General features: G+C 68.4%; 13 protein-coding genes. 11 read left to right on the top strand and 2 right to left on the bottom strand.

Annotation, left to right across the window (positions count from 1 at the left end):
* The first annotated feature begins 600 nt into the window (after positions 1-600).
* From NCO8_RS04810 to trmD, 6 genes are all read left to right on the top strand, one after another.
* Positions 601-1,695, top strand: coding sequence for a metal-dependent hydrolase family protein (locus NCO8_RS04810; RefSeq protein ID WP_067636556.1), 1,095 nt, complete (start codon positions 601-603; stop codon positions 1,693-1,695).
* Between the two features lie 29 nt (positions 1,696-1,724).
* Positions 1,725-2,315: a Uma2 family endonuclease gene (locus tag NCO8_RS04805; protein ID WP_167353243.1), complete on the top strand. Its 591-nt coding sequence runs from the start codon at positions 1,725-1,727 to the stop codon at positions 2,313-2,315.
* Positions 2,316-2,514: 199 nt separating this feature from the next.
* A complete protein-coding gene (gene rpsP, locus NCO8_RS04800; RefSeq protein WP_067496202.1) occupies positions 2,515-2,955 on the top strand; it encodes a 30S ribosomal protein S16 in 441 nt (146 codons plus the stop codon).
* Positions 2,955-3,197 carry an RNA-binding protein gene (locus tag NCO8_RS04795; RefSeq protein ID WP_056811833.1) on the top strand — a complete coding sequence of 81 codons (243 nt, stop codon included), beginning with the start codon at positions 2,955-2,957 and terminating at the stop codon, positions 3,195-3,197. The genes rpsP and NCO8_RS04795 overlap by 1 nt, the downstream gene beginning before the upstream one ends.
* Entirely contained in the window at positions 3,198-3,722 is a 525-nt protein-coding gene (gene rimM, locus NCO8_RS04790) for a ribosome maturation factor RimM (RefSeq protein WP_067496205.1), read from the top strand.
* 3 nt (positions 3,723-3,725) lie between these two features.
* A complete protein-coding gene (gene trmD / locus NCO8_RS04785; RefSeq protein WP_067636553.1) occupies positions 3,726-4,406 on the top strand; it encodes a tRNA (guanosine(37)-N1)-methyltransferase TrmD in 681 nt (226 codons plus the stop codon).
* Here trmD and NCO8_RS04780 read toward each other — a convergent pair.
* Together NCO8_RS04780 and NCO8_RS04775 are read right to left on the bottom strand one after the other, a co-directional pair.
* A complete protein-coding gene (locus tag NCO8_RS04780; protein ID WP_067496209.1) occupies positions 4,403-4,771 on the bottom strand; it encodes a VOC family protein in 369 nt (122 codons plus the stop codon). The genes trmD and NCO8_RS04780 overlap by 4 nt on opposite strands.
* 135 nt (positions 4,772-4,906) lie before the next feature.
* Complete coding sequence (locus NCO8_RS04775; protein ID WP_067636551.1) at positions 4,907-5,746, bottom strand: helix-turn-helix transcriptional regulator; 840 nt, start codon at positions 5,744-5,746, stop codon at positions 4,907-4,909.
* Positions 5,747-5,830: 84 nt separating this feature from the next.
* On the opposite strand from NCO8_RS04775, the gene NCO8_RS04770 reads away from it, so the two are divergent.
* The 5 genes from NCO8_RS04770 to rplS all read left to right on the top strand — a co-directional run bounded on the left by NCO8_RS04770 (position 5,831) and on the right by rplS (position 13,123).
* Positions 5,831-7,549 carry an AMP-binding protein gene (locus NCO8_RS04770; protein ID WP_067636549.1) on the top strand — a complete coding sequence of 573 codons (1,719 nt, stop codon included), beginning with the start codon at positions 5,831-5,833 and terminating at the stop codon, positions 7,547-7,549.
* A complete protein-coding gene (locus NCO8_RS04765) occupies positions 7,549-9,162 on the top strand; it encodes an AMP-binding protein (protein ID WP_067636547.1) in 1,614 nt (537 codons plus the stop codon). Before NCO8_RS04770 ends, NCO8_RS04765 begins: the two co-directional genes overlap by 1 nt.
* Before the next feature lie 162 nt (positions 9,163-9,324).
* A complete protein-coding gene (locus NCO8_RS04760; RefSeq protein WP_067636753.1) occupies positions 9,325-11,709 on the top strand; it encodes a Tex family protein in 2,385 nt (794 codons plus the stop codon).
* 21 nt (positions 11,710-11,730) lie between these two features.
* Positions 11,731-12,621 carry a hypothetical protein gene (locus NCO8_RS04755; RefSeq protein WP_067636546.1) on the top strand — a complete coding sequence of 297 codons (891 nt, stop codon included), beginning with the start codon at positions 11,731-11,733 and terminating at the stop codon, positions 12,619-12,621.
* Positions 12,622-12,781: 160 nt separating this feature from the next.
* Positions 12,782-13,123: a 50S ribosomal protein L19 gene (rplS, locus tag NCO8_RS04750; RefSeq protein ID WP_019048201.1), complete on the top strand. Its 342-nt coding sequence runs from the start codon at positions 12,782-12,784 to the stop codon at positions 13,121-13,123.
* Positions 13,124-13,193: the final 70 nt, after the last annotated feature.

Here is a 13,193-nt window from a genome sequence, read left to right as displayed (position 1 = left end):
GGAGTGGTGCCGTGTGGGCTGGAGTGCGGTAGGTGGCGGACTCAAGTGGTGCCGTGTGGGCTGGGAGTGCGGTAGGTGGCGGACTCAAGTGGTGCCGTGTGGGCTGGGAGTGCGGTAGGTGGCGTACTCGGGTAGTGCCGTGTGGGCTGGGAGTGCGGTAGGTGGCGTACTCGGGTAGTGCCGTGTGGGCTGGGAGTGCGGTAGGTGGCGTACTCGGGTAGTGCCGTGTGGGCTGGGAGTGCGGTAGGTGGCGTACTCGGGTAGTGCCGCGCGGGCTGGGAGTGCGGTAGGTGGCGTACTCGGGTAGTGCCGCGCGGGCTGGGACTGCGGTAGGTGGCGGATTCGGGTGGTGCCGTGTGGGCCGGGAATGCGGTTGGTTGCGGACTCGGTCTGTGCAGCTTGGGCTGGGGCGGTGTGTAGGAGCTTGTGTGGTGGGCGGGATTGTGGTGGGTGGCCGACTCGAGTGGTGCAGTGTGGCTCGGGATTGTGGGGGTGACCGGCTCGAATGGGGTCGGGTAGCGGACTGGGAATGTGGTTTCGGTGGGTTCGGGGTGGGGGGTTGGCGGTAGGTTGGGGGCAGGCTGACGTCTGGAGGTTGGTGTGCATCTGCGTGGTGTGGTTCTTCCCGGTGATCAGGAGCTCGACCTCTGGGTAGTCGACGGTGCGGTGACGTTCGAGCCGGTGGCGGGGGCCGAAACCCTCTGTCGCACTGGGTGGATCGTGCCAGGTCTGGTAGACGCCCACTGTCACGTCGGTATTCGCTACGGCGGTGGGGACGAGACGCGCGAGGGTGCGATCGAGCAGGCCGAGACCGAGCGTGACGCGGGTGCTCTGCTGCTGCGCGACGCCGGTTCACCGATCGACACCCGGTTCATCGACGAGCACGCCGAACTGCCGCGCATCATCCGCGCGGGGCGCCACATCGCGCGGCCCAAGCGCTACATCCGTGAACTCGGCATCGAACTCGACGACGAACGCGACCTGCCCGAGATCGTCGCCGAACAGGCGCGCTTCGGCGACGGGTGGGTCAAGATCGTCGGCGACTGGATCGACCGGTCGGTGGGGGACCTGCGCCCGCTGTGGAGCGACGACATCCTGAAACAAGCGATCGACGCCGCGCACGCCAACGGCGCCCGCGTCACCGCCCACGTGTTCGGTGAGGACGCCCTGCCCGGCCTCATCAACGCGGGCATCGACTGCCTCGAGCACGGCACCGGCCTCACCGACGACACCATCGAACTGATGCTGGCCAACGGCACCGCGCTGGTCCCCACCCTTATCAATATCGACACCTTCCCCGGCATCGCCGACTCGGCGACCAAATTCCCCGTCTACGCCGCCCACATGCGCGACCTGCACCGCCGCGTCCGCGACACCGTCGGCAAAGCCCACGAGGCGGGCGTCCCGATCTACGCGGGCACCGACGCGGGCGGCTCCATCCGCCACGGCCGCATCGCCGACGAGATCGCCGCCCTCACCGGCGCGGGCCTGTCCCCCCACGACGCCCTCGGCGCCGCCTCCTGGAACGCCCGCACCTGGCTCGGCCGCGAATCCATCACCGAAGGCGCCCCCGCCGACTTCGTCGTCTACGCCGACGACCCCCGCACCACCCCCGCCGCCCTCACCGACCCCCTCTGGGTCGTCCTCCGCGGCATGGTCGTCAATACCCCCAACCCGGTCACCGGCCACCGCTGAACCAACACGCACCAGGAAGGCCGGCACGGGTGACGAAGAGCGCCGAGGTTTCGCTGACCCACCCGCTGGGACCGATTGCTGTGGACGATTGGCTCGTCGGAGGCCAGCCGACCGATGGGACGCGACTCGAACTCATCTGGGGCTACCCGGTCGTCAGCCCGCCGCCAGGTGGTGCGCATCGGTGCGTCGCCGATAAGCTGCTTGTCGCGATGCGATCTGCCTTGCGAGCGGCCGACCGCGATGATCTGACGGTGCTCCGGGCCGTGCCGACCCGTATCAGCGCGCCGCTTCGCATCGCCGTCATCCCGGATGTCATCGTGACAAGCGGGTCCCCGCGCCATGTGAGCTGCGGAGCAGAGGATGTACTCCTCGCCGTGGATGTGTGGTCTCGGGACAATCCACGCGCAGAGCGCGACACCAGAATGGCCGCGTTTGCCGCGGCAAGGGTGCCCCACCTCTGGATCATCGATCTAACGGTCGGCGAGCGCGTCGGCTTCGAGGCTCTCGGACTGGGCGAATCGGGCTACCGCCGCAAGGTGTACGCCGCTGACGGTGAGACGGTTACCGCGCCCGGGCCCGTTCCGGTGCCCATCGACACCGGGCAGCTTGCACCGCGATAGCGCCCCGGCCGCAGCGGGCGATTTCAGGTGGGATCGGCCCGTCTGGCACAATGGACCACCGTCCTCCCTGGACAGTGTCAGCCCGTCTCCGGTTACGTACCGCGCGGCGGTCACGCACTTCATGCGCGAAACCGGACCCGCAGACCATGTGGGTCGCCGAATCGCGTGGTGACCAAACTACTGAAAGAGGCAGATCAGCATGGCTGTTCGCATCAAGCTCACCCGTCTGGGCAAGATCCGCAACCCGCAGTACCGCGTCGTCGTCGCCGACGCCCGCACCCGTCGTGACGGCCGGGCCATCGAGTCGGTCGGCAAGTACCACCCGAAGGAAGAGCCCTCGCTGATCGAGATCGATTCCGAGCGTGTGCAGTACTGGCTGTCCGTCGGCGCGCAGCCGACCGAGTCCGTGCAGCGTCTGCTGGAGATCACCGGTGACTGGCAGAAGTTCAAGGGCCTGCCGGGCACCGAGGGCACCCTCAAGGTGAAGGCCGCCAAGCCGTCCAAGCTCGACCTGTTCAACGCCGCGCTGGCCGCCGCCGACAACGAGCCCGTCGCCGAGGCCGTCACCCCGAAGAAGAAGGCCGCCAAGAAGGACGAGGCCGCCGCCGAGGAGACCCCGGCCACCGAGGCTGCCGAGTAATGACTGCCGTTGTTGCCGACGCCGTCGAACATCTGGTTCGTGGCATCGTCGCCAACCCGGACGACGTCCGCGTCGAGCTGCTCACCGGCCGTCGCGGACGCACCGTCGAGGTGCATGTCCATCCTGAAGACCTGGGCAAGGTGATCGGTCGCGGTGGTCGTACCGCGACCGCGCTGCGCACCCTGGTCGCCGGTATCGGTGGCCGGGGCATCCGGGTCGACGTGGTCGACACCGACGCCTAGATGGAACTCGTCGTAGGTCGGGTCGCCAAGTCGCACGGTGTGCGCGGCGAACTCGTCGTCGAGGTGCGCACCGACGAACCGGATGTCCGGTTCGCTCCCGGTGCCACCCTGCACGGCCGCATGCCGAAGTCGTCGGCGACCCGTGAGTTCACCGTGAAGTCGGCCCGAGAGCACTCGGGCCGGCTTCTGGTCTTCGTCGACGACGTCGACGACCGCACCGCCGCCGACGCACTGCGCGGCATGCTGTTCGTCGTCGACAGCGAGACCCTGCCGCCGTCCGACGACGAAGACGCCTTCTACGACCACGAGCTCGAAGGTCTGCGCGTCGAACTCGAAGACGGCACCGTCGTCGGCAAGGTCACCGAGGTATTGCATTCCGCCGCAGGCGAATTGCTGTCGGTGCGCGCCGCGGACGACGGCCGCGAAATTCTGATTCCCTTTGTCACCGCCATCGTGCCGACCGTGTCGGTCGCCGACGGTCTGGTGGTCATCACCCCGCCCGAGGGCCTGCTCGATCCGGAGTAATTCGTGCAACTCGATGTCGTCACGATCTTCCCGGAATATCTCGAGCCGCTGCGCACAGCGCTGCTCGGCAAGGCCGTCGACAAGGGCCTGATCTCGATCGATGTGCACGATCTGCGTCGCTGGACCCACGACGTGCACAAATCGGTCGACGATTCGCCCTACGGCGGCGGCCCCGGCATGGTCATGAAGCCCACCGTCTGGGGCGACGCGCTCGACGAGGTGTGCCCCGACGACGCGCTGCTCGTCGTCCCCACCCCGGCCGGGGTGCCCTTCACCCAGGCCACCGCCCAACGCTGGTCCACCGAAAAGCACCTGGTGTTCGCCTGCGGGCGCTACGAGGGCATCGACCAGCGCGTCTTCGACGACGCCGCCCGCCGCGTGCGCGTCGAAGAGGTGAGCATCGGTGACTACGTGCTCATCGGCGGCGAGGCCGCGGTACTGGTGATGACCGAGGCCGTGGTCCGGCTGATCCCCGGTGTACTCGGCAATCAGCAGTCACACCAAGAGGATTCGTTCTCCGACGGCCTCCTCGAGGGCCCCAGTTACACCCGCCCGGTGTCCTGGCGCGGTCTCGAGGTGCCGCCGATCCTGCTGTCGGGTGACCACGCGAAGATCGCCGCCTGGCGTCGCGAGCAGTCGCTGCAGCGAACCCGCGAGCGCAGGCCCGACCTGCTGCCCGACTAGTTCGCCATCACCCGCGTGGTGATGCAGAACGGATGCCCGGCCGGGTCCAGCAGTACCCGCCAGCGCGGATCCTGTTGTACCGGTGCGGGTGTGGCGCCCACCGCCAGCGCGTGCTGTTCACACAGATCCAGGTCGGCGTCGGCCGCGAGGTCCAGGTACACCGCGGGCGTGCCGGGCCATTGCGGCGGGTAGTAGCCCTCCACGTACTGTGCCGCGATCGTCAGACCCGACGGTATGCGGATACCGACGCTGTGCTCGTCGTTCCACAGGACGCGGCCGCCGAGCAGCCCCAGGTAGAAACGGGCGAGAGACTCGGGGTCGGCGCAGTCGAGGGAGAGGCCGGCCAGCTGAAAAGGCTCCGTCATCGGATCGACGGTACCGGTCGGAATCCGCGCCGAGATTGTTTTGCGCTAAAGACATTTGGGTATCACTTGGGGTTGTTCGTTGTGTGATCGTCCAGAACGAGGATTGCTGGTTCCGTCCGGAACCAGGTGCGTGACTCAGGGCAGCAGCCCGTACCGCCGCGCGGTCACCACAGCTTCCTGACGGGTGCCCGCGTCGAGTTTGCTCATCGCGTGCCGCAGATAGCTCTTCACCGTCTCCGCCCCGAGTGAGAGCCGAAGCGCCACTTCCTGATTCGTGCAGCCGAGGGCCACCTGGGCGAGCACGTCGATCTCCCGCCGCGACAGCCGAGGGGCTTCGTCGACGGGTGCGCCGGTCATCACGGCGGCCAGTCGTGCCGACACACCCGCCAGCCGATCACGCAGCGCGGCATCGTCGACGGCGGCCGACATGGCACGCAGTTCGGCGTGGATCTCGCGCAGTTCCTCGGTCGCCGGTGTCGCGGCGACCGGTTCCGCGAGCTCGAGCAACCGCACCCGTCGATCCACCTCGTCGCGCACGGCGATCTCGTTCGCCAGCCGTCTGCCCGCCGCCATGATCACGTCGGCGGTGCGATCACCGAGGGGGCTCGCGCCGCGGGTGGCCGCGTACAGCACCGCGCGCGGCCGGTCTCCGACGACTACCGGCACGGCGATCACCGAGCGGAGCCCCTCGCCCGAGACGGCCGCGTCGTAGTCGTGGGTGATGGTGGGCGCGCGGCGGTAATCGGCCACGGCCGCCGGTCTGCGGTATTCCATCGCCTGCCCGCCGAGGCCGGAGGTGCGCAGCACCGACAGCCCGCGCAAACCGGTGGTGACGGTGCCGACGAACTCCGTGAGCAGCAAGGTGTCCTCGTCGACGGGGCCGCCGAACACCACCGGGACGCTCGCCCGGCGCGACACCCAGCGGATCTCGGCGCGCAGGGCGTCGCCGTCGCGGGGACGCAACAGGGAGCTCATGGATCACCCCTTTTCGGGGGTAGTGGCGAACGTGAGGTGTGCCACATTCTATGCGAGACCGGCACGGTGTTGAGGAGAACTGCGATGAGTACCGACCTGGACGCGCGGGTACGCGACTTGCTCGACCGATACGACGGCCCCGACGCGTGCGCGGCCGAGCTGCTGTGTGACGCGCATCCGGCCGACGCGGTCGCGTTCACGATCGTCGAGCCAGACCTGAGTGCCGGTGACCTGACCTACGGTGAGCTGCGGGAGCGTTCGTCGCGGTTCGCGGCCGCACTGGCCGGGCTCGGGGTCGGCCCGGGCGACCGGGTGGCCACGCTGATGGCCAAGTCCGCCGACCTGGTGGTGGCGCTGCTGGGGATCTGGCGTCGTGGTGCGGTGCATGTTCCGCTGTTCACCGCCTTCGCCCCGCCCGCGATCGAGTTCCGGCTAGCGGCGAGCAACACCAAGGTTGTCGTCGCCGATGCCGACCAGGCACCGAAACTGCTTGCCTGCGAGGGATTTCCGTCCGGTGACCCGGCCACACCGCGTGGGCGGACCGGTGCGGATGCCGAGCCGCGGCTCGCCCCACGCGACTCGTCGGGATCGGCTGATGGGCCGACGAGCCCGCCCATCACGATCGTCGCCGGCGACGCCCTGCCCGGCACAGTGTCTTTCCATGACCTGCTCGATACGCACCGGGCCGACGACCCGCGGGCGGTTCCGGTCGCGGTCGGCGGTGACGGCCTGTTGGTCCAGCTGTTCACCAGCGGCACCACCGGCACCCCCAAGGGCGTACCGATTCCGGTGCGCGCGCTGGCCTCCTTCCACGCCTACCAGGAATTCGCCCTGGACGTTCGTGGCGACGACGTCTACTGGAACGCGGCCGACCCGGGTTGGGCCTACGGGCTGTACTACGCGATCCTGGCACCGCTGGCCACCGGCGTGCGCAGCCTGCTGCTGCATGCCGGCTTCTCCGCGCCCCTGACCTGGGAGGTGTTGCGCCGCTTCGGTGTCACCAATTTCGCCGCCGCGCCGACCGTGTACCGGGCGTTGCGCGCCGACGGGCAGGTGCCGGACGGGGTGGCGTTGCGCCGGGCATCATCGGCGGGGGAGCCGCTCACGCCCGAGGTCGTCGCCTGGTCCCGCGACGCGCTCGGTGTCGCGGTGCGTGACCACTACGGCCAGACCGAGCACGGCATGGTCATCTGCCATGCCTGGCACCCCGACCTCGACGCCGACGCCCCAGCCGGTTCGATGGGTAGGCAGTTGCCGGGCTGGGCGTGCGCGGTGCTCGCCGAGGACAGCGACACCGAGGCCGCGCCCGGCGAGGTGGGCCGGGTCGCCATCGACACCGATCACAGCCCGCTGCTGTGGTTCCTCGGCTACCTCGACGATCCCGAACGCACCTCGGCGCGGTTCACCGCCGACGGCCGCTGGTACCTGACCGGCGACGTCGGTGCCCGCGATGCCGACGGATTCTTCCGGTTCAGCGCCCGCGACGACGATGTGATCATCATGGCCGGGTACCGGATCGGCCCGTTCGAGGTGGAAAGCGTGCTGGTGATGCACGCTCAGGTCGCCGAGGCCGCCGTCGTCGGCATGCCCGACGACCTGCGTGGCGAGGTGCTCGAGGCATTCGTGGTGCCGCGCGAGGGCGTCGATGGCGACGACGAGCTGGTGGCCGAGCTGCAACAGCTGGTGAAGGACGAATTCGCGGCCCACGCCTATCCGCGACGGGTACATTTCGTCGCGAGTCTGCCCAAAACGCCCAGCGGGAAAGTGCAGCGATTCCTGCTGCGCGGCAAGGAGACCCGGTGATGTCCGAACTCAGTTACGCCTGCGGCCCCGCGAGCACTCCGCTGCTCGGCGACACCATCGGCGCGAATCTCGCCCGGACCATCGCGGCCTATCCCGATCAGGAAGCCCTCGTCGACCGGACGACGGGCCGGCGCTGGACCTATCGCGAAGTGGGGGCGGCCGTCGACGCCGTCGCGACCGGACTCGCGGCCCGCGGCATCGGGCGCGGTGACCGGGTGGGCATCTGGGCACCGAACTGCGCCGAGTGGTATCTCGTGCAGTACGCGACGGCCGAGCTCGGCGCGATCCTGGTGAACATCAACCCCGCCTACCGCAGCAGCGAACTCGAATACGTCCTCGGCCAGGCCGGGGTGCGGGCACTGATCGCGGCCGCGGAGTTCAAGTCCTCGAACTACGTGGCGATGATCGAGCAGGCACGTCCGAATTGCCCTGCGCTGGAGCAGGTCCTGATCCTCGGCACACCCCAGTGGCAGGAAGTGGCCGAGACGGCACCGGACCCGCAACGCTTGGCCACCATCGCGGCGACCCTGTCGGCCGACGACCCGATCAACATCCAATACACCTCGGGCACAACAGGGTTCCCCAAGGGTGCGACGCTGAGCCACCACAACATCCTCAACAACGGCTACTTCGTCGGCGAGCTGTGCGGTTACACCAGCGCCGACCGGATCTGTGTGCCGGTTCCCTACTATCACTGCTTCGGCATGGTCATGGGCAACCTCGCGGCCACCTCTCACGGTGCCGCGGTGGTGATTCCGGCGCCGTCGTTCGATCCGGCCGCCACGCTTGCCGCTGTCGCCGCCGAACGATGCACCTCGCTCTACGGTGTGCCGACCATGTTCATCGCCATGCTCGCCGAGCTCGACAACGGTGCGTCCCACGACCTTTCGAGCCTGCGCACCGGCATCATGGCCGGTTCACCGTGTCCGGTGGAGGTGATGAAGCGGGTGATCGACCGGATGGGGATGGCCGAGGTATCGATCTGTTACGGCATGACCGAGACCAGCCCCGTGTCCACCCAGACCCGCCGCGACGACAGCATCGAACGCCGCACCGCCACCGTCGGCCGCGTCGGACCGCACCTCGAGGTGAAGGTGGTCGACCCCGACACCGGCCGCACGGTGTCGCGCGGCGAACCCGGCGAGCTGTGCACCCGCGGTTACTCGGTGATGCTGGGCTACTGGGACCAGCCGGACAAGACCGCCGAGGCGATCGACGCCGCCCGCTGGATGCACACCGGCGACATCGGCGTGATGGACGACGACGGCTACCTCTCGGTCACCGGCCGGATCAAGGACATGGTGATCCGCGGCGGCGAGAACATCTACCCCCGCGAGATCGAGGAATTCCTCTACACCCACCCCGACATCGTCGACGCCCAGGTGATCGGCGTCCCCGACGAGAAATACGGCGAAGAACTGATGGTCTGGGTGCGCCTGCGCGAGGGCGCCGACCCACTCGACGCCGACACCCTGCGCGACTTCTGCACCGGCCGCCTCGCCCACTACAAGATCCCGCGCTACGTCCATGTGGTGGAGGAGTTCCCGATGACCGTCACCGGCAAGGTCCGCAAGGCCGAAATGCGCGAACTGTCCAAGGATCTCATCGGCTGACGCATCCCTCGCCGGAGTGGGCGAGCTCCTGCTCGACCGGCCCGGCACGCTCCCGGATCGGCCGATCACCGATTCCGAGCTCACGACGGTGCGCTGACCTGGGATCGAGCCGGGTGTCGGCGGGGAGCTGTAGTCTCTGCGGCTGTGACGACAGCGCCCGAGATCGCCCGTTCGACGTCGAACGGCACTCCGACCGACAGCACGACCATCCTGGCCAGCGTGGGCAGGCGGATCGCCGACGAATTGGGGGTGCGTGAGACGCAGGTCCGCGCCGCCGTCGAACTGCTCGACGGTGGTTCGACGGTCCCGTTCATCGCGCGCTACCGCAAGGAGGTCACCGGCGGCCTCGACGATGCCCAGTTGCGTCAGCTCGAAGAACGGCTCGGCTACCTGCGCGAGCTCGACGAGCGACGCGGCGCCATCATCGAATCCATCCGCGGCCAGGGCAAACTCGATCCGGCCCTGCACGAGCAGATCATGCTCGCCGAGACCAAGGCCCGCCTCGAAGACATCTACCTGCCCTACAAGCCCAAGCGCCGCACCAAGGCCCAGATCGCGCGCGAGGCCGGGCACGAACCCGTGGCCGACGCGCTCATCACCGATCCGACCACCGACCCCGCGAACTACACCGCCGAGCAGCTCGACGGCGCCCGCGCGATCCTGGTCGAACGTTTCGCCGAAGACGCCGACCTGGTCGGTGAGCTGCGCGAAATGATGTGGAACCGGGGCCAGGTCACCTCGACGGTTCGTGCGGGCAAGGAAGAGGCGGGCGCCAAGTTCGCCGACTATTTCGAGTTCAGTGAACCGTTCCACAAACTGCCCTCGCACCGGATCCTCGCGCTGCTGCGCGGAGAGAAGGAAGAGGTGCTCACCCTGCATCTGGAACCCGACACCGAGGAACCCGAACCCGGTGAACGCACCATCTACGAGGGCCGCATCGCCAAGGCCTTCGGCATCGCCGACCAGGGCCGCCCGGCCGACTCCTGGCTGCTCGACACCGTGCGCTGGGCCTGGCGAACCAAACTGCAGGTGAGCCTCGGTATCGATACCAGGATGCGGTTGCGTCAGGCCGCCGAGAAAGACGCCGTCGACGTCTTCGCCGCCAACCTGCGCGACCTGCTGCTCGCCGCGCCCGCGGGTACCCGCACCACGATGGGCCTGGACCCCGGCTACCGCACCGGCGTGAAGGTCGCCGTCGTCGACGCCACCGGTAAGGCCGTCGCGACCGAGGTCATCTACCCGCACAAGCCGCAGGGTCAGACCGAGAAGTCCCTTGCCGTGCTCGCCGCGCTGGTCGCCCGATTCAACGTCGAGCTCATCGCCATCGGTAACGGCACCGCCTCCCGTGAAACCGATGCTCTTGCCACCGAACTTATTTCGCGCATCCCCGAGAACAAGCCGACCAAGATCGTGGTGTCGGAAGCGGGCGCGTCGGTGTACTCCGCCTCGGCCTACGCCTCGGCGGAACTGCCCGACATGGACGTGTCACTGCGCGGTGCGGTGTCAATCGCGCGCCGCCTGCAGGACCCGCTGGCCGAGCTGGTGAAGATCGATCCCAAGTCGATCGGTGTAGGCCAGTACCAGCACGACGTGTCCGAAACACTGCTGGCGCGCTCGCTGGGCGCCGTCGTCGAAGACGCGGTGAACGCGGTCGGTGTCGACGTGAACACCGCCTCGGTGCCGCTGCTGGCCCGCGTCTCCGGTGTGTCCTCCTCGGTCGCGGAAAGCATTGTGGCCCACCGTGACCAGAACGGCCCGTTCCGCAGCCGCACCGCGCTGCTCGAGGTGCCACGACTGGGGCCCAAGGCTTTCGAGCAGTGCGCGGGCTTCCTGCGGATCCGCGGGGGTGAGGACCCGCTCGACACCTCCGCGGTGCACCCCGAGGCCTACCCGGTGGTCCGCCGGATCCTCGAGCGAACCGGTAAGCCGATCGCCGAGGTCATCGGCAACACCTCGGTGCTGCGTTCGCTGAAGCCGGTCGAGTTCACCGACGAGAAGTTCGGTGTGCCCACCGTCAGCGACATCATCGCCGAACTCGAGAAGCCCGGCCGCGACCCGCGCCCGGAGTTCAAGACCGCCGAATTCGCCGCCGGGATCGAGAAAGTCGCCGATCTGAAGCCGGGCATGGTGCTCGAGGGTGTGGTCACCAACGTGGCCGCGTTCGGTGCGTTCGTCGATGTCGGCGTGCACCAGGACGGCCTCGTGCACGTCTCGGCGCTGTCGCACACCTTCGTCAAGGATCCACGCGAAGTGGTCAAGTCCGGTGACGTGGTGAAGGTGAAGGTCCTCGAGGTAGATGTCGCGCGTCAGCGCATCGGGCTCACCCTTCGGCTCGATGACGAACCGGGCAAGCCCGCCACGGGGGACAATCGTGGAGGCGGTGCGCCGCGCGGCCAAGGTCGCCCCCAGGGTGGTCGTGGCCAGGGCGGCGCCCGCGCGCAGGGCCGGAGTCAGGCGCAACCGCGCGGCGGCAATCAGCGCAAGCCGGCTGCCGAACCGACCGGTTCGATGGCCGAGGCGCTGCGCCGGGCCGGTTTCGGCAAGTAGGTCGACGACAGGGCGGGCGGCATGCGACGGTGGCTCGAAGACGATGTGATCGCGCACGGCCGCCTGCCCCTGCTCTGTTTCCTGCTGGGGTTCATCCTCGGTTTCGTGGTGATCCGGGTCAGCGTGCGCTTGATCCGCGCGCAGGTGAAGTGGTGGCCGGGCAACCTCAAAGCCGGTGACACCCACATCCACCACATGGTGTTCGGCGTCATCACGGTGCTGCTGTCGGGCATCGGCCTGATCGCCACCGCCGAGGACTCCACCCAGGTCACCTCGAGCGTGCTCGCCGCCTTCTTCGGCATCGGCGCGGCGCTGGTGCTCGACGAGTTCGCGCTGATCTTCTACCTGCGCGATGTGTACTGGGAGGAGCAGGGCCGCACCTCGGTGGACGCGGTGTTCGTCGCGCTGGCCGTGACGGGGTTGCTGCTGCTCGGGGTGCAGCCGGCGACCTTCCTCGACTACGACGATTTCCGGGAGTCGGCCGGTGTGGGGGTGCGTGTCGGCATCGTCGTCACCGTGGCGATCAATCTCGTCCTGGCGGCCGTGGTGATCGCCAAGGGCAAGATCTGGACCGGGTTGTTCGGCATGTTCTTCACCCCGCTGCTGCTGGTGGGCGCGATTCGGCTGAGCCGCCCGGGAGCGCCGTGGGCGCGATGGCGCTACGGGCATCGACCCAAGACGATGTCGCGTGCGATCGCCCGGGAGCGGCGCTATCGTCGTCCGGTGATCCGGGCCAAGATCTTCATCCAGGATCTGATCGCCGGGAAGCCCGACGTCGAACACGCGCGCACCGCCGCCGAGGTCGAGTTGCGGCGCAAGGTCGTCGCGGCCCCGTCCGCGCCGCCACCGCACCCGCACCTGCTGCCGCGTCGACGGGCCGAAGCCGGTCCCGGCAAGCCCTCCGAGGAGTGACCGGCGCCGCCCGATTTCAGTCGTGACCACCCCGTCTGGCACAATGAACCGGTTGCCTTGGGCGAGTCATGTCCGGGAGCACCCCTGTACTGAGCACGAACCGGTCGAGCGCGAGCCGCCAGGTTCCTCTGTTCGCGCGAAGAATCCGAAAAGGTGGAAAATGAACACCCTTGATTTCGTCGACGAGAAGTCGCTGCGTAGCGATGTCCCCGACTTCCGTCCCGGTGACACCCTGAACGTGCACGTGAAGGTCATCGAAGGCTCGAAGGAGCGCATCCAGGTCTTCAAGGGCGTCGTGATCCGGCGTCAGGGCGGCGGCATCGGCGAGACCTTCACGGTCCGCAAGGTGTCCTTCGGTGTTGGTGTCGAGCGCACCTTCCCCGTGCACAGCCCCAACATCGACCACATCGATGTCGTGACCCGTGGTGACGTGCGTCGCGCCAAGCTGTACTACCTGCGCGACCTGCGCGGCAAGGCCGCCAAGATCAAGGAAAAGCGCTGATCTTCCGGTAGCTCTTTCCGGCACGGAATCTTTGACAGTAGCCCGGCACCCGACTCACGTCGGGGCGCCG

The organism is Nocardia coubleae NBRC 108252 (assembly GCF_001612805.1).
GTDB classification, from domain to species: domain Bacteria; phylum Actinomycetota; class Actinomycetes; order Mycobacteriales; family Mycobacteriaceae; genus Nocardia; species Nocardia coubleae.
Note: the sequence above shows the minus strand (reverse complement) of the source record. Positions and strands in the feature narration are given on the sequence as shown.